The sequence below is a fragment of the Gandjariella thermophila genome (assembly GCF_005405885.1).
Taxonomy (GTDB): domain Bacteria; phylum Actinomycetota; class Actinomycetes; order Mycobacteriales; family Pseudonocardiaceae; genus Gandjariella; species Gandjariella thermophila.
The window spans coordinates 111341-127560 of sequence record NZ_BJFL01000009.1 but is presented as its reverse complement, the minus strand read 5'-3'; the positions used below and the strand labels follow the sequence as shown (position 1 = coordinate 127560).

Annotated in this window: 12 protein-coding genes; 1 reads left to right on the top strand and 11 read right to left on the bottom strand. The window is 74.0% G+C overall.

The annotated features are described in order from the left end of the window. Positions 1 to 2 precede the first annotated feature (2 nt). The 7 genes from FFT21_RS11900 to ftsH all read right to left on the bottom strand — a co-directional run bounded on the left by FFT21_RS11900 (position 3) and on the right by ftsH (position 7031). Positions 3 to 1418, bottom strand: a complete 1416-nt coding sequence (locus FFT21_RS11900; protein ID WP_137813873.1) for a DUF6779 domain-containing protein — start codon at positions 1416 to 1418, stop codon at positions 3 to 5. 106 nt (positions 1419 to 1524) lie between these two features. Next, positions 1525 to 1992, bottom strand: a complete 468-nt coding sequence (locus FFT21_RS11895; RefSeq protein WP_137813872.1) for a DUF3180 domain-containing protein — start codon at positions 1990 to 1992, stop codon at positions 1525 to 1527. A 166-nt stretch (positions 1993 to 2158) separates the two neighbouring features. Beyond that, on the bottom strand, positions 2159 to 2668 hold the full coding sequence (folK, locus tag FFT21_RS11890; RefSeq protein WP_137813871.1) for a 2-amino-4-hydroxy-6-hydroxymethyldihydropteridine diphosphokinase: 510 nt from the start codon (positions 2666 to 2668) through the stop codon (positions 2159 to 2161). 22 nt (positions 2669 to 2690) lie between these two features. Next, positions 2691 to 3080 (bottom strand): dihydroneopterin aldolase, encoded by a 390-nt coding sequence (folB, locus tag FFT21_RS11885; RefSeq protein ID WP_137813870.1) that lies wholly within the window; start codon positions 3078 to 3080, stop codon positions 2691 to 2693. A 114-nt stretch (positions 3081 to 3194) separates the two neighbouring features. Then, positions 3195 to 3998, bottom strand: coding sequence for a dihydropteroate synthase (gene folP, locus FFT21_RS11880; protein WP_137813936.1), 804 nt, complete (start codon positions 3996 to 3998; stop codon positions 3195 to 3197). Positions 3999 to 4036: 38 nt separating this feature from the next. Next, positions 4037 to 4657, bottom strand: coding sequence for a GTP cyclohydrolase I FolE (folE, locus tag FFT21_RS11875; protein ID WP_137813935.1), 621 nt, complete (start codon positions 4655 to 4657; stop codon positions 4037 to 4039). 46 nt (positions 4658 to 4703) lie between these two features. Further along, a complete protein-coding gene (gene ftsH / locus FFT21_RS11870; RefSeq protein ID WP_137813869.1) occupies positions 4704 to 7031 on the bottom strand; it encodes an ATP-dependent zinc metalloprotease FtsH in 2328 nt (775 codons plus the stop codon). A gap of 564 nt (positions 7032 to 7595) precedes the next feature. Between ftsH and FFT21_RS11865 the strand changes: the two genes are divergently transcribed. Beyond that, entirely contained in the window at positions 7596 to 9221 is a 1626-nt protein-coding gene (locus FFT21_RS11865; protein ID WP_225978334.1) for a substrate-binding and VWA domain-containing protein, read from the top strand. 58 nt (positions 9222 to 9279) lie between these two features. On the opposite strand, the gene hpt is transcribed toward FFT21_RS11865, so the two are convergent. The 4 genes from hpt to dacB all read right to left on the bottom strand — a co-directional run bounded on the left by hpt (position 9280) and on the right by dacB (position 16167). Continuing rightward, positions 9280 to 9834, bottom strand: a complete 555-nt coding sequence (gene hpt, locus FFT21_RS11860; RefSeq protein WP_137813867.1) for a hypoxanthine phosphoribosyltransferase — start codon at positions 9832 to 9834, stop codon at positions 9280 to 9282. A gap of 25 nt (positions 9835 to 9859) precedes the next feature. Further along, positions 9860 to 10864, bottom strand: a complete 1005-nt coding sequence (gene tilS / locus FFT21_RS11855) for a tRNA lysidine(34) synthetase TilS (protein ID WP_137813866.1) — start codon at positions 10862 to 10864, stop codon at positions 9860 to 9862. A 10-nt stretch (positions 10865 to 10874) separates the two neighbouring features. Continuing rightward, positions 10875 to 11960, bottom strand: a complete 1086-nt coding sequence (locus FFT21_RS11850) for an Rv3626c family coenzyme F420 biosynthesis-associated protein (RefSeq protein ID WP_225978325.1) — start codon at positions 11958 to 11960, stop codon at positions 10875 to 10877. A gap of 130 nt (positions 11961 to 12090) precedes the next feature. Further along, positions 12091 to 16167 carry a D-alanyl-D-alanine carboxypeptidase/D-alanyl-D-alanine endopeptidase gene (dacB, locus tag FFT21_RS11845; RefSeq protein ID WP_137813865.1) on the bottom strand — a complete coding sequence of 1359 codons (4077 nt, stop codon included), beginning with the start codon at positions 16165 to 16167 and terminating at the stop codon, positions 12091 to 12093. Positions 16168 to 16220: the final 53 nt, after the last annotated feature.

Sequence of the window (16220 nt, the reverse complement as noted above, 5' to 3'; positions counted from 1 at the left end):
GGCTACTCCGCGCGGCGGCGGTGCCGGCGCGGGGTGGTCGCGCCGTACGCGGCCAGCAACTCGGTGACCGACGTGCCCTCGCTGTGCGCCCCGCCGCCACCATTGCGCTGCGCCCGCCTCGGCTCGGAGGCGGCCGCCGGCTCCGGTGCGGTCGGCGGGCGCGGGCTCGGGTCGTCGCCGGTCCGGCCGCCGGGCGAGCCGTAGCCGGAACCATCGTCGTCGGCGCGACGTCGGCGGCCACCGGGGGGCGGCGAGGTCGGCGGGGTGGCCCGCAGGCCGGTGGTTTCCCGGTCGACGCCGTGCCGGCCCGGTTCCGCGCCGCGGGGCGCGGCGGCCGGTGGCCGCGCCGCGGGGGACTCGGAGGCCCCCTGCTCGCGCCGGGGCAGCGGGGCCTCGCGGCGCGCCGTCCCGTCGGCGGCGGCCGCGGCCGGGCGCGGCTCCACCAGTTCCTGCGGCATCTGCTGGTCCGAGCGGAGCGGCCGGGCCGGGATCGACTTGCCCACGCGCACCGGGCCGACGAAGGTGGTCGGCTCGTTCGTGACGAAGGTCTGCTCGTTCGGCGTCGGCGGCGGCACCGGTTCGCGCCCGTTCGGTGGCGGGGTCAGCCCGCCGGAGAAACTCTCCTGGCGCGGCTCGCTCGTCGGCCAGCCCGGCGTGCCGCGCCCCGGCTGCGGCGGGTCGTAGGGGACGCCACGCAGGCCACCGCCCACCTGCGGGCGGCGCGCCGCGGCCACGGGCTGCTGGCGCGGTGGCGTCCTGGCCGGCTCGCGGCGGGGCGGTTCGGGCCGGCCGGGCTCCGGCCGCGCGGGTTCGCGGCGGGTCGGGTCGACCCGGGGCTGCTGCTCCTTGGGCCGGCTGGGCTCGGTGGGAAAGCGGTCGGCGAACTCGGTGGGGCGCTCCCCGTTCGGCGGTCGCTGGCCCGGTGCGCCCGCCCCCGCGGTCAGCCGAGGCCGGTCCGCCGTGCCGGCCATCCGGTCGTCGCCGACGGAGATCACCCGGGACTGGTCGGGCAGCGAGCGCATCCTGGTGGACTCGGCGCGCAGCGCGACCCGTTCCACCAGCACCTCGCCGCCGAGCAGTGCCTCAAGGTTCTCCCGCAGCGCGTGCAACTCCGACCGCAGCGCCTCGAGGTGCTCGCTGGTCTCCTCCTCGATCCGGCGCCGGGTCTCCGCCTCGATCTCCAACTCGTACTCGCGCCGCGCGGCGACCTCGCGTTCCAGCTCCAGCTCGTAGATCGACTGCAGCTCGCTGGCCTCCTCCTCGCGGGCCACCGCCTGCCGGCGGTACTTGGCCGCGAGGAACGCGCCGACCAGGGCCGACCACAGCGCGCTCACCACGCCGAGGCGCAGCCACCGGGCGTTGTCGCTGAGCACGAGCACCGCCGTGGCGGCGAGGGAGAGCACCAGAACCGTAATCAACAGCGCTCGCCCAGCACCACGGCCTCGGTCAACCTGCTCGGAGGAGGCGCTGCGGACGGTCATGGCTACAAAGGTACCGGGGAGTTATCCGCCTGAGACCTTTGGATCACCGACGGGAGTACTCGTCCTCGTCCTCCGGGCCCTTGGGCGTCTTGCAGCAGTACTCCAGCCACAGCGCGGCACCGACCAGGGCGGCCGAGCAGAGCACGCCAATAATCCCGCTCGGGGTGTCACTCGCGGCCGCGGCGAGGTCGCTGCGGCGCGGCACCACGTAGCCGAGTATCCCCACCCACGCGCCCACCATGATGGCTCCCACCAGCGAGGACGCCTTGGCCAGCGCGACGGCGCGGGCGGCGGTCAGCGGCTGGACGGGGGCCGCGCCCGGCTTGCGATTAATCCGTGCACGGAGGTTGAAGCCGAGCACGAGTTCGATCACGGCGAGGATCAGCAGGGTGACCCCGGCGAAGGTGGGCAGCGGCGGAAGGGAGCCGTAGGCGAGCCGCGCGAGCAGGTGCACCAGCACCGCGGCGACCACCGCAACCGTGACCAGGTCCCTGATTCTGGTGAATCTCATCCTGAAATCCCACCCGGACGAGCGAGCCCCGGACGGGGGCGCGCCGGCCTAGCGGCCACGGAAAACGCCGAGGTCGCCGCGATCCGCCGGGTGCGGAGCGAGTCGGCTGTCGGGGCAGGACAATCAGCCGCACGGCGGATGCCACCGGAAAGTTCAGCCGGTCGGGTCATGATTCCCGCGCCGGTCCGGGAACTCGCAGCGTGAGGTCGTCCCGCCGGCGAACGCCCTCGGTACTCATGTCGCGGAGCAGGTCCGCGACGCGACCGTGCCCCGGCAGCACCGCGTCCGGCTCCACGTCCAGCCACGGCACCAGCACGGTGGCGCGCTCCGGCGTGCCGGGATGCGGCAGCAGCAGGTCGGGATGGTCGGAACGCACCCCGTCCACGGTCACCACGTCGACATCCAGCGTGCGCGGTCCCCACCGGATCTCCCGGACCCGGCCGGCGGCCCGCTCCAGCCGCTCCGCCCGCGCCAGCCAACCCCACTCGTCCACCTCCGGCGAGGAAACGACGACCACCGCGTTGAGGAAGTCGGGCTGGTCGGTCACGCCCCACGGCGCCGTCTCGTACACCGGAGACGCGGCCACCAGCACGTCCGCCAACCCGTCCACGGCCAACTGCAGGTAGCCCAGCCGGTCGCCGACGTTGGACCCGAGCGACAGCACCGCCCGCGTCACGGGTTCTCCCCGGCACGCCGGCTCATGCCGGCACCACCTGACCGCGGTCGGACCGGCGGGCGCGGCGCACCGTGACCGCGACGTCGGCGAAGGTCAGCGGGATCGGCGCGGCGGGCTTGTGCACGGTCACCTCGGCGGCCTGCACCCGCTGGTCGGCGAGCACGTCGTCGGCGATCCGGCCGGCCACCGTCTCGATCAGGTCGCACGGCTCGCCGCCGACGATCGCCGCGACCCGCTCGGCAAGTTCGCCGTAGTGCAGCGTGTCGGCCAGGTCGTCGCTGGCCGCCGCGCCGGCGAGGTCCAGCCACACCACCACGTCCACCACGAAGTCCTGGCCGTCCCGGCGCTCGTGCTCGAACACGCCGTGGTAGCCCCGCACCCGCAGGCCGGTGAGCGTGATCCGGTCGGTCACCGCGCACCTCCTTTTCCGCGAGTCCACGCGCCGTGGTCCTTCCCCGTGCCGCGGCTCGGGACCCTCATCGCGGGCCCTTCTCGGCGCCCGGCCGCACGCCGCGGCGTGCCGCGCTCATGGCGGTCCTCCCCTGGCCCACGCGGCCACCACGGTGACCGCGTCCAGCGACCGTGCCACGTCGTGCACGCGCACGCCCCAGGCGCCGGCGAACGCGGCCAGCGTGGACACCGCCGCGGTGGCGTCCTCCCGGCCGTCCGGCGGTCGCGGCGTGCCGTCCGTACCGGCCAGCAGCGAGCCCAGGAACCGCTTGCGGGAGGCGCCGACCAGCACCGGGAAGCCGAGGTCCAGCAGGGCGGGCAGGTGGTGCAGCAGCGCCCAGTTGTGCTCGGCGCGCTTGGCGAAGCCCAGCCCCGGGTCGAGCACCAGCGCACCCGGGTCGACTCCGGCGGCGATGGCCGCGTCCGCCCGGCCGGACAGTTCGGCGCGCACGTCGGCGACCACGTCCCGGTACTCGGCCAGCCGGTCCATCTCCCGGCTGTGCCCGCGCCAGTGCATCAGGATCCACGGCACGCCGGCGTCCGCCACCACCTTGGCCATGTTGGGGTCGGCCAGCCCGCCGGAGACGTCGTTGACCACGGTGGCCCCCGCCTCCAGCGCGGCCACCGCGACCTCGGCGCGCATCGTGTCCACGCTGACCGGCACGCCCTCGGCGACCAGCGCGCGGATCACCGGGGCGACCCGGCCGGCCTCCACGTCGGGCGCGACCCGCTCCGCGCCCGGCCGGGTGGACTCGCCGCCGACGTCGACGAGGTCCGCGCCGCGCGCGTGCATGGCGACGCCGTGCGCCACCGCGTCGTCGTGGTCGAGGTAGCGGCCGCCGTCGGAGAACGAGTCGGGCGTGACGTTGAGGACGCCCATCACCACGCACCGGCCCGGGCTCGGCAGCAGCGGGTGAGTCACCGCCGCCCCTTGATCAGCTCCAGCGCCTCCGCGCGGGACGACGCCGAGGTCTTGAAGATGCCGCGCACCGCGGAGGTCATCGTCCTGGTGCCGGGCTTGCGGATGCCGCGCATGGCCATGCACAGGTGCTCGGCCTCCATCACCACGATCACCCCGCGCGGGTCCAGCTTGCGCACCAGGGCGTCGGCCACCTGCGAGGTGAGCCGCTCCTGCACCTGCGGGCGCCTGGCGTACAGGTCGACCAGCCGCGCGATCTTGGACAGCCCGGTGACCCGGCCCTGCACGTCCGGGATGTACCCGACGTGCGCCACCCCGTGGAACGGCACCAAATGATGTTCACAGGTCGAGTACAGCGGGATGTCGGTGACCAGGACGAGTTCCTCGTGGCTCTCGTCGAAGGTCCGGGACAGCACCGTGTCCGGGTCGGTGTGCAGCCCGGCAAACAGCTCGCGGTAGGCCCTGGCCACCCGCGCCGGGGTGTCCCGAAGGCCCTCCCGGTCCGGGTTCTCACCACAGGCCAGCAGCAGTTCCCGCACCGCGTTCTCCGCCCTGGCCTGGTCGAACCCCGGTCGGCGGCCCGAAGGACCGGCTACCGGAACGGAGTCCGCGGAGTTCACCGTGCCGGTCACCGCCACCACCTCCAACGGCTGCGGCCGGAGCGGGTCAGCGCCTGTCCCGATCGGTGTCGATCGACCGCCGCATGGCCTCCTGCTCGTTCTTGGACTCCCTCTCGTGCTGGCCGCCCTGCTCCTGCTCGGACGGGCGGTCCCAGGACGGCGACCAGCCCTGCTGGTCTGCGGGCACGGTGGCCGGCTTCCAGCCCGGAGGCGCGTCGTAGTTCGGCGGCCCCGCCGTGCTGCCCCGCTGCCCGGAGCCGGGCAGGTGCACGGTGGGCGGGTAGGACTGGCCGTCCTGCTGCGTCCCGGAGGGCTGCTGCTCGTGCCCGGCGTGCGGGTCCCGCCCGTTCGGCCCGGACGCCTCGGGGGCGGGGCGTGGTGGCCCGCCCGGGGTGTCGTGCCCGCCGGGCAGCGCGCCCACTGGAGTGGGTTCGGGCTCCTGCTGCGGCGGCCACGGCTCGCCGCGCTCCTTGGCCAGTTCGGCCGGGGTCTTCACCGGCGGCTTGTCCGACGGCGTGCGGCCACCGAAGTCGTTGAACTTGGTGATCCGCGGCCGCTTGTCCACCGTGGCGAAGATGCGCTCCAGGTCCTTGCGCTGCAGGGTCTCCCGCTCGATCAACTCGAGCACCAGCGCGTCGAGGGCGTCCCGGTAGTCGTTGAGCACGTTCCACGCCTCGTCGTGCGCGGCCTCGATGAGCGCGCGGACCTCCTCGTCGATCTCGTGCGCGACCTCGAGGGAGTAGTCCGGCGCGTGGGACATCTGGCGGCCAAGGAACGGCTCACCCTCGTGCTGGCCGTACTTCACCGCACCGAGCCGGGCGCTCATGCCGTACTCGGTGACCATCGCGCGGGCGATCTTCGTGGCCTGCTCGATGTCGTTGGACGCGCCGGTGGTCGGCTCGTGGAACACCAGCTCCTCGGCGGCCCGCCCGCCGAGCGCGAACACCAGCCGGGCGATCATCTCGGAGCGGGTCATCAGCTCCTTGTCGTCCTCGGGCACGGACAGCGTGTGCCCGCCGGTGCGGCCCCGGGGCAGGATGGTGACCTTGTAGACCGGGTCGATGTCGGGCATCGCCCACGCGGCGAGTGCGTGCCCCGCCTCGTGGTAGGCGGCGATCTTCTTCTCCTTCTCGGAGATCACCCGGCTCTTCCGTGCGGGACCGCCGATCACGCGGTCCACCGACTCTTCCAAGGCGGCACCCGTGATCAGGCTGCCGTGCTGGCGCGCGGTGAGCAGCGCCGCCTCGTTGATCACGTTGGCCAGGTCGGCGCCGGAGAAGCCGACGGTGCGCTTGGCCAGCCCGTCGAGGTCGACGTCCGGAGCGAACGGCTTGCCCTTGGCGTGCACGGTGAGGATCGCCCGGCGGCCCTTCAGGTCCGGCGCGGCGACCGGGATCTGCCGGTCGAACCGGCCCGGCCGCAGCAGCGCCGGGTCGAGGATGTCCGGCCGGTTCGTCGCGGCGATCAGGATGATCCCGCCGCGCGAGTCGAACCCGTCCATCTCCACCAGCAACTGGTTCAGCGTCTGCTCGCGCTCGTCGTGGCCGCCGCCCAGGCCGGCGCCACGGTGCCGGCCGACCGCGTCGATCTCGTCGACGAAGATGATGCACGGCGCGTTCTGCTTGGCCTGCTCGAAGAGGTCGCGCACCCGGGAGGCGCCGACGCCGACGAACATCTCCACGAAGTCGGAGCCGGAGATCGAGTAGAACGGTACGCCCGCCTCGCCGGCGACCGCGCGGGCCAGCAGCGTCTTACCGGTGCCCGGCGGGCCGTACAGCAGCACGCCCTTGGGGATCTTCGCGCCAAGCGCCTGGTACCGGCCGGGACTCTGCAGGAAGTCCTTGATCTCCTCGAGTTCCTCGACAGCCTCGTCCGCACCCGCGACGTCGGCGAAGGTGGTTTTCGGCATGTCCTTGGACAACTGCTTGGCCTTGGACTTGCCGAAGTTGAGCACCCGGTTACCGCCACCCTGGACGTTGTTCATCATCCACATGAGCAGCAGCAGGATGAGGCCCAGCGGCACCAGGTACACCAGCATCTGGGAAAGGAAGGAGTCCTGCGTCACCTTCGTGTCGAAGTTGACGTTCTTCCCCTGCAGAGACTGGAAGACGATCGCCGTCCCGCCGGCCGGGTACTGGCTGATGATCCTGGTCTGGCCGTCGACGGGACTCTTCAGAGTCAGCCGAAGCCGCTGCTCCTTGTCCTCGAGCGTGGCCTGTTCGACGTTGCCGTTCTGCACCTGCTGCAACGCGACCGAGGTCGGCTTGGGGGCGTAGTCCCTCGTGTCGTCGAACAACACGCTGAAGGCGTAGTAGAGCAGCAACACCGCGATGATCCAGATCAGCGGGTTGCGGAGCAGACGCTTGCGGTCCATTCACTCACGGCCGACGGGCGGCCTCGACCCTCCCTGACTTGCACGTCGGGCTGTGGCGACCCACCGCCCGGGCGGACGGGGCACCCCGGTCCAACCAGATTACCGCCCGGCGCGGTACGCACACCGCCCCGAGTCCGGAACTGGTGGGACCACATCCGCCTAGAGCACCAACGGGCGGGCGGCGAGCGGTGTTCCCACCCCAGCCGACGAGATGACCTCTCGCACCTCGGTAGCCGGCCTCCACGGTACCTCCCGGAGCCGCCGTCCCGACGATCGCGGTACGCCGAACAGCCAGATGGAACACTGGACCGAAAGAGTGAATCCATATTCGACCCATCACGATAAGGGCCGCGGCGTGCGAGGCTGTGCGGCTACGCGGGGCAATCAACCGGCGGAAAGTCTTCAGACAAACGAGTGACAACCCCGGCGACGTGAGCGCGGCGCACGTTCCGGAACAAGCACAGAGCCGCACGGGTCAGGTGCAGGATGAGTGGTCGTCACGAGACCAGGCGCCCCAGGGTACTCCGCCGCCCGGTCCTCCTCCTGGGAGTTCTGTTGCTCACCGTGGCCGCCGCGGCGGCGACGGTGGTCGGCTTACGCATGCGCGCCGGCACCGGCTGCTCCGGAGACCTGCCCGTGCCGGTCGCCGTGGCTCCGGACATGGAGCAGGTGGTGCGGCAGATCGCGGCCGACTACGAGCGCGGCCAGCCCACCGCGGCCGGCCGGTGCGTGCGGATCCAGGTGACCCCGCGTAACGCAGCCGAGGTGGCCGCCAGCCTGCCCAACGGGGAGCCCAATCCTCCGGTGATGTGGATTCCGGACTCGTCGCTGTGGGCGCAGCAGGCCGAGCAGGCGGTGTCCGGCCAGGGCAACGCCGCACCCCGGCTGGAGGTGCGTTCCTCGCTGGTCAGCACGCCGCTGGTGGTGGCGGGCACGGAGGCCACCGTGCGGCCGCTGGGCTGGCCGAACTCCCCGGTGAGCTGGCGGCGACTGATCGACCCGGCCACCCAGGTGCTGATCAGCGACCCGAACTCGAGCACCGAGGGCCTGGCCACGCTGGCCGTGCTGGCCGGGCTGACCGGAAGCACGGACGGCAGCCCCACCGCCACCCTGGTGGGCGCGCTGCTCAAGCTGGCGCACCCCTCCGTCCTCAGCGTGCAGGACGCGTTCGGCCGGGTGCAGGCGAACGGCACGGGCTCGCCGCTGTTCACCGCGACAGAGCAGGCGGTTTTCGCGCACGACCGCCAACTCGGCCGGCGCGAGGTGGTCGCGGTGTACCCGCAGGAGGGCACGATCGACCTGGACCACCCGGTGGTCCGGCTGGCCAGGCCCGGGGAGCCGGCCGGCACCGACGAGGCGGTGAACGCGTTCGAGGCGGCGCTGCGCACACCGGCCGCGCTGCAGCAGTTCACCGAGGCCGGGTTCCGCGGCCCGGACGGGACCGCACCGGCCGATTGGACGGACAGCAACGGCGTGCGCCGCGAGGCACCCCGGCTGCTGCCCATTCCCACCCCGGCGGCCGCCGCGCAACTGCTCAAGGTGTGGAGCGTGATCAACGTCGACGCGCGCATGATCACCGTGTTCGACGTGTCCTCGTCGATGCGCGCCCGCATCGCGGGCGGGCCCAGCCTCATCGAGCTGACCAGGGACGCCGCGCTCGCCGCGCTCAGCCTGCAACCGGACAGCTCGAACATCGGGCTGTGGGCGTTCTCCAGCCAGCAGAGCCCGCCGAACGGCTGGACCGAATTGCAGCCGGTGAACCCGCTGGCCAGGCCGGTCGGCGACGGCACGCAGCGGGACGCGCTGAAGCAGGGGCTGGCCGCGCTACCCGGCATGGTCGGCGGCAACTCCCGGCTGCGCGCCGCCACGCTGGCCGCCTACCGCGCCGCGCTGGCCGACTACGACCCCACCAAGGTGAACTCGGTGGTGCTGTTCACCGACGGCATCGACGGCGACGGCCAGGGGGACATGGACCTGGACGCGCTGGTGCAGACGCTGCGCCGGGAGTTCGACCCGAACCGGCTGGTGGTGATCGTTCCAGTGGCCATCGGGCCGGACGCGGACATGGACGCGCTGAACCAGATCGCCGCGGCGACCGGCGGCAAGGCCTACCAGGCGGCCACCCCGTCGGACATGAGCAAGGTGCTGTTCAACGCGCTGGTCGAACGCCAGTGCCGGCCGCACTGCTAGTTCGAAGAGCGCGCCCTCGAGCGCCCTTGGCCGGCACAGGCAACCTCGGAGGTGGCTGCTAGCTGGAGTACACCCTGGGGTCGAGGGTGCCGATGTAGGGCAGGTCGCGGTAGCGCTCGGCGTAGTCCAGGCCGTAGCCGACGACGAACTCGTTGGGGATGTCGAAGCCGACGTAGCGCACCGGGACGTCCACCTTCACCGCGTCCGGCTTGCGCAGCAGGGTGCACACCTCCAGCGAGGCCGGCTGCCGTGAGGCGAGGTTCTTCAGCAACCAGGACAGGGTGAGCCCGGAGTCGATGATGTCCTCGACGATCAGCACGTCTCGGCCGGCGATGTCCCGGTCCAGGTCCTTGAGGATGCGCACCACGCCGGAGGACGAGGTGGCCGACCCGTACGAGGTGACCGCCATGAACTCCAGTTGGACCGGCACGGGCAGCGCCCTGGCCAGGTCCGTCATGAACATCACCGCGCCCTTGAGCACACCGACCAGCACCAGGTCGGCCTTGGTGCCGTCGCTGGGATGGTCCGCGGCGATCTGCTTGGCCAGCTCGGCGATCTTGTCGCTGATCTGCTGCTCGGTGACGAGCACTGACGCGACATCGTCCTGGTACACCGGCCGAGTTCCCCTCTCTCCACCGCTAGGCAGGATTCCCGCCTGGTGCGCTTTCCATCGGGTTAACCGTGAGCCTGCCATGTGCCCGCCCGGCGACCAAGCCGCCGGCCAGCCAGACCCCGCCCTGACCTCGCCATCGGCCAACCAACGCGTCCACCGCGCGGAGTTGCGCGTCGGTGAGGTCCCTCACACCGCGGCCGGCCAGCCAGCGGCGCAGGGTGCGCCGCCGCACCGCCGCCGGCGCGCTCTCCAGCGGCGCCACCGCCAGGTCGGCACCCGCGCCGGCCCGCGCGAACAGCTCGTCGGCCAGGGCGTCCAGCGCGTCGGAGTCCTCCCGGAGCTGCGCGGCGGTGCGCGCCAACGCCTCCGCGACGCCGCCCTGCAGCACCTCCTCCAGCAGCGGCAACACCTCGGCGCGCAGCCGGACCCGGACGAACCGCGGGTCCGCGTTGTGCGGATCGGACCACGGCTCGACGCCCAGCGCCCGGCACGCGGCCTCGGTGACCGCGCGCGGGATGTCCAGCAGCGGCCGGCCCCACGGCGGGTCGAGGGGGCGCATGCCCGCGATCGACCGGGGTCCGGAGCCGCGGCCCAGCCCCAGCAGCACCGTCTCCGCCTGGTCGTCCAGGGTGTGCCCGAGCAGGATCAGCGCGTCCGGTGCGGGCTGGGCGGCGCGCAGCGCGGCGTACCGAGCCCGGCGGGCCGCCGCCTCCGTTCCGCCCGGGCCGTCCACGGTGACCGGCAACACCCGCACCGCGTCGAAGTTGAACGCGCGGAGCCGGGCGGCGGCGCACTCGACCACCTCGGCGGAGCCCGGTTGCAGGCGGTGGTCCACGACCAACCCGTGCACCGCCATGCCGCGGCGGTGGGCGACGTGCTCGGTGGCCGCCGCCAGGGCGAGCGAGTCGGCGCCGCCGGAGCAGGCCACGGCGATCGCCTCGCCGACCGGATGGCCGGCGGCCTCGGCGTCGTCCAGCAGCCGGCGCACCGCCGTGCGCACCGCGGCGAGCGCTGGATCCGGTCCCGCCACGGGGCTCCGCTCAGCCGTGCACCCGGCGCAGCCATGCGCCGGGGTCGGTGATCTCCGCGCGGGTCGGCAGGGTGTCCGGCGAGGTCCACACGGTGTTGAAGCCGGCCATGCCGACCGCGTCGATGACCTGCCGGGTGAAGGCGGAACCCTCCGCGTACTGGCGCACCTTGGCCTCCACGCCGAGCAGCGCGCGCAGCAACCGGTCCAGCATCCCGCCGCCCCTGCGCCGCGCGGTGAACCGGGCACGGATCACCGCGACGCTGGGCACCACGCTCGGCCCGACCGCGTCCATCACGTGGTCGGCGTGGCCCTCCAGCAGGGTGGAGAGCGCGACGATGCGGTCCAGCGCGGCCCGCTGCTCCGGGGACTGCAGCAGCTCGCTGAGCGCGATCGGGCCGAGCGCGGACAGCCCCTCGGCGCCGCGCACCCGCTCCCGGATGCCGCGGACCGCCTCGGGCAGCCGGGTCAGCGCACCCACCGCCGAAGCATCCAATGTGGACATCAGCCGGGCGACCTCGGTGGCGAAGTGCTCGCGCAGCCAGGGTACCGCGGTGAACTGCAGCCGGTGGGTGCACTCGTGCAGGCAGACCCACATCCGGAAGTCCTCGTCGGGCACGTCCATGGAGCGCTGCGCGGCCACCACGTTCGGCGCGACCAGCAGCAGCCGGCCTTCGCTGGTGCCGAACGGGTCGTACTGGCCGAGCACCCGGGAGCTGAGGAACGCGAGCACCATGCCCGCCTGCACCCCGGCCGTGCCGGCCAGCACGCTGCCGAACGGCCCGGGATATCCGGGCGGCAGCGCGTCCTCGGTGAGCGCGGCCAGGCCGGCGGACGCGGCCCGCACCCAGCCGCGCCGGTCCACCACCTCGCCCTGGCGCATCGGCAGGTCGGCGCCGAGGCCGGTGAGCGCGCGGACGTGCTCCTCGGCGATGACGGTCAGCTCGCGCAGCTGCCGCACCACGTGGTCGGCCTCGTCCCGGGGAATGATCGGGCCGCCGGGCACCAGCCGCTCGGCGGCCGCCGCGGCCAGCCCCCAGTCCACCGGCGCCGGCCCGTGCGCCGGCCGGTCCGTACGGGCTGCCGTCCCCAGGTTCACCCCCTCGACGCTACCTGCCAGAACGCCTTCACGTCAGCGGCGGACCCCGGTTCGGGCCCGGTCAACCGAAACGGGGGGCGTCCCGGCGGCCCAGCTGTGTTCCCGGACACACCGATCGGGGCGGTGCCGGTCAGCGGCAGCCACACCCGCGCAGGGTGGCCGCGATCGCGTCCAGCGCGGCGCGCACCTCGTCGTTGGACTGCGCGCCGTTGTTCGACATCAGCGCGAACACCAGCAGCCGGCCGTCGTCGTCCACCACCGTGCCGGCCAGGGTGTTGACGCCGCTCAGCGTGCCGGTCTTGGCCCGTACCCAGCCCTTCCCGGGCGCGGCAGCCCCGTTCTGGTAGCGGTCGGCCAGGGTCCCGCTGCCGCCGGCGATAGGCAGGCCGTCCAGCAACGGCCGCAACTTCGCCGTCCTCGGGTCGTCACCGGCACCGGCCGCCACGGTGAGCAGTGACCCGAGCAGCTTGGCCGGCACCAGGTCCTGCGTGGACAGTCCGCTGCCGTCCAGCATGCGCACCCCGGTGAGGTCGAAACCGTTGCGCCGCAACACGTCCAGCACCGCCTTCGAGCCGCCGGCGAACGACGGCTCGTTGCCGGTAGCCCTGGCCAACTCCCTGGCCACCGCCTCGGCGAGCACGTTGTCGGAGATGGTGAGGAAGTTGTCGACCAGGTCGGGGATGGGCGCGGACCGCACCTGGCCGAGCACCCGGGCGCCGGCCGGCGCGCTGCCGACGGCCACCGACGACGGGTCGGCGCCGAGCCCGCGGGCCACCTCGCCGGCCACCTGCTGGGCGGGGTTGCCGTTGCGCCGGCCCTCCGCGGCGAGCGGGTCCAGCCGGCCGCCGTCCAGCTCCACCGGCACGATCGGCGCCACCGATCCCCCGGTGACGTCGCTCGGGTCCCAGCCGGGGGCCAGCGTGTCGCCCCGGTAGCGGCCGAGGTCCACGTACACCTTGCGCACCTGGCCCCCGGCGTTGGCCTTCACCTGGCGGACCAGGTCGTCGAGGTGCGCGGCCCCCGGGTAGACGGACTCCCGGCCGTCCGGCAACGAGCTGAGCGTGGGGTCGCCCCCGCCGACCAGGACCACCGAGCCCGGCTCCGGCCCAGCGACCACCTGGGTGGTCAACCGCGCCTGGTGGTCCAGGGCGAGCAGCGCCGCGGCCGCGGTGAGCAGCTTGCCGGTTGACGCGGGCGCGAGCGGCACGGTCGGGTTGCGCTCCCACAGCGTCGTGCCGGTGGCCGGGTCCACCACGGTGCCGGTCAGCGTGCCGAGTACCGGGTTCCCGATGACGCCGGCGAGGGCGTTCGCCAGGCCCTGCGCGGTGGGCGCCGGCGCGCCGGTGCCCACGCCCTTGAGTACCGGGTTGACCTCCACCGGCGCCGGCGCCGCGGCGATCTCCGGCTGGCCCGTGGACGTGGTCAGCGCCACCGCCACACCGACGGCCACGACGAGCACCACGGCGGTGACGATCACCAGCAACCGCGGGATGCGGCGGCGCCCGGCGACCGGTTCCGCGTGCGGGGCGACGCCGCCCGGGAGCGCGGCCGGCTCGGCGGCCGGCCGCCCCGGCAGCAGGCCGGTGCCCGGGTGCCGCGGGGCCGGCATGGTCACCGTGGCCGGATCCGGCCCCGCCTGCGGCCCGGGCGGGCCCTGGGGCGACCGCTGCGGCGGAGGTTGGATGCGCGGCCGCGGCGGCTGCTGGGGCGGCACCCGTGGCCCGGGCTGCGGTGGGCGCGGGTACGGGGTCGGCTGGGAGTAGCCGACCGGCCGCCTCGGCGGGGGCGGGCCGGGCCGGCCGACGGGCGGTACGGGTGGCCGCCGTGGCGGCGCACCTGGCGGGCCCTGCGGCGGTACGGGTCCCTGTGGCCGCCGCGGTCCCGGCGGGTGGGGCCGGCGAACCCGCACGGTCGCCTGGTCGGTCCCGCCGCCGTCACCCGACTCGTCGTCGGGCCTGTCCGCCGGCGTCTCGCCGGCCTTGCCGTCGGGTTTGTCGGCCGGCTTCTCGTCAGGTTTGTCGGCGGTGCGGTGGCCGGCTTTGTCGGCCGGTTTCGTCGCAGTGCGGGCTTGCCCGCCGGCGTCCTCGCGGCCCTCGGCGTCCTCGCGTTGCCCGGTGGGCTGGTCGGGGGCCTCAGCGGCGACGCCGGTGCCGGCGTCGTCGCGCTCGGCGGTCCCGATTCGCTCGGTCTCGTCCCGAGCCTTCGTGTCGTCACGCGTCGCGGTGCCGTCACGCGCGGCCTGCTCACCCGTGGCGGCGGCCTGCTCGCCCGGCTGCTCCGCCGCCTCCGTGGCTTCCGCAGGCGCCGTCTCCCCCTCGGCCGCCTCTTCCGCGGCTGGCTCTGCTGCGACCGCCTCGTCTTCGTCCGCCTCCACCTCGGCTGGCGTTGCCTCCGGTGCTGCCGCCTCGGCCTCGGCCGGCACCGCTTCGGTCGCTTCGGCGGTCTCCGCCTGTGGTTCTGCCGCCCTGGGCGTCTCCGCCTGGGCGTCTTCGGTCTCGGCGGTCTCCGGCTCCGCCGCAGCCGTCTCGGCCCGAGCCTCTTCGGTCTCGGCCGCCTGCGGCTCAGCAGTTGCCGTCTCGGCCGCTGGTGGCTCGGCCGTATCCACGGCCGGGTCCGCCTCGCCCGCACCCGTATCGGCGGGCTCGGCACTGGCCGCTTCGGCGCCGGCGGCATCGACGTCGGGTGCTTCGCTACCGGTCTCCGCCGTGGCGGCGTCGGCCTCGTCATCCGCACTGGTCTCGGCGGCCGTCGCCACGCCCGGTTCGGTCTCCGCCGTCGCGTCGCCCGTGCCGGTCGTCGTGCCCGTGGCCCCGTCGTCAGGCCGGGACACCGAATCGGTTGCCGCCTCGTCGGCGACCTCCTCCTCGCCCCTGGCCTCCCCGGTCGTCGCAGCTTCCTCGGTCGCGGGCTCGGGGGCATCGAGCGCGGGGCGGATTACCGCAGTCTCCTCGGCACTTCCTGCCGGGGCACCGGTTCCCGGGTCCGGGGCGGTCTCTCCGTCCGCTTTTTCCGCGTCCTCGCTGCCCGGCTCACCGGGCTTCGGCTTCTCGGCCGAGGCAGCCAGGTCGGCCCGGACCGTCTCCGGTTCCGCGGGCGCCGTCCTCTCGTTCCGCTCGACCCGGCCGGAAGGCGTCTCGTCGCCCGCCGCGGAAACCCCAGCGTCCCCCGCATCGATGTCCGAGGCGGTCACGGATGCGTTGGAACGGTCCTGTTCCGGCTTGCCGGCGGTCTCGGACGGCGCGGCCTCCTGCGCGTCACCATCCTCGGTCGGCCACTCCCGGCGGGTGGCCGCCGGGGGCGTGGGTTGGACCGGAAGGCGTTCCGTCGCCTCCGCTCGGCCGTCGCCGGAGCCCGGCCCACTGGCGTGCTCGGCGTCGCCGTCCGCAGGGCTGACGGACGCGTCGGTCTGTGGCTCCGCGCTCGATTCCTCGGCGCTCTCCGCCGGCGTCGAGGCGTTCTCGCCGTCCGCCTCGATGTCGTCGGCGTGCTCCCCCTGCTCGGCCGCCACACCCGCGGTGGCGTCGGTGGTCGGCCGCTCATCACCGGACTCCTCGCCGACCGACGGCGGCTCTGCGTCCTGCTCGTGCTCGGCCTGCTCGGCGTCCTTCGCCTGCTCGGCGTCGCCAGCCTCCTTGGTGGCACTGGCCTTGGTGGCACCGGCATCCTTGCTGTCCTCGGCGTCGTCCATCCGCTTCGGACCGTCGTCCGTTGCCGGGTCGGCAGCGTCGGCATCACCGGCGGCGGCGCCGTCATCGCCAGCGGCTTCGGCGTCCAGGTCCCCTCCGGCCTCGGACTCCGGAGCGTCGGTTCGGATACGAACCGTCTCGTCGGCCGACTTCTCTTTGCCGGCCGGCGCTTCCCCGGTCTCGGCGGCGCCGTTCGCACCCTCCGGTCCGCCCGGCGTGGATTCGGTGGATTCCCGACCACCACCGGCCTTACCCGCATCCGCCGTCACCGCGCGCCCGTCTTCGGTGTCCCCGTGCTCGCCGGCGGAATCGCCAGTGGTTGCGGACGCTGTGTGTCCACTCGCGGACTCGCCGTCGTCCGCACCGGCGGTGCCGGTCGCGGTCGCCGAACCGGTGGCGGTCGCGGAGTCGGCCTCGTCACGCTTCGACCGCGCGCCGGTGGCTTCGCCGTCCGCGCCGCCGGGCGTGCTGGCGGCGCCGTCGGCGGCCGGGGCGGCACCGCTCAGCTCGTCGTCGTCCACCGACGGCCAGGAGAATCCTCGCTGCTCAGAGCCCTGGCTCTGGCCGGAAGTAC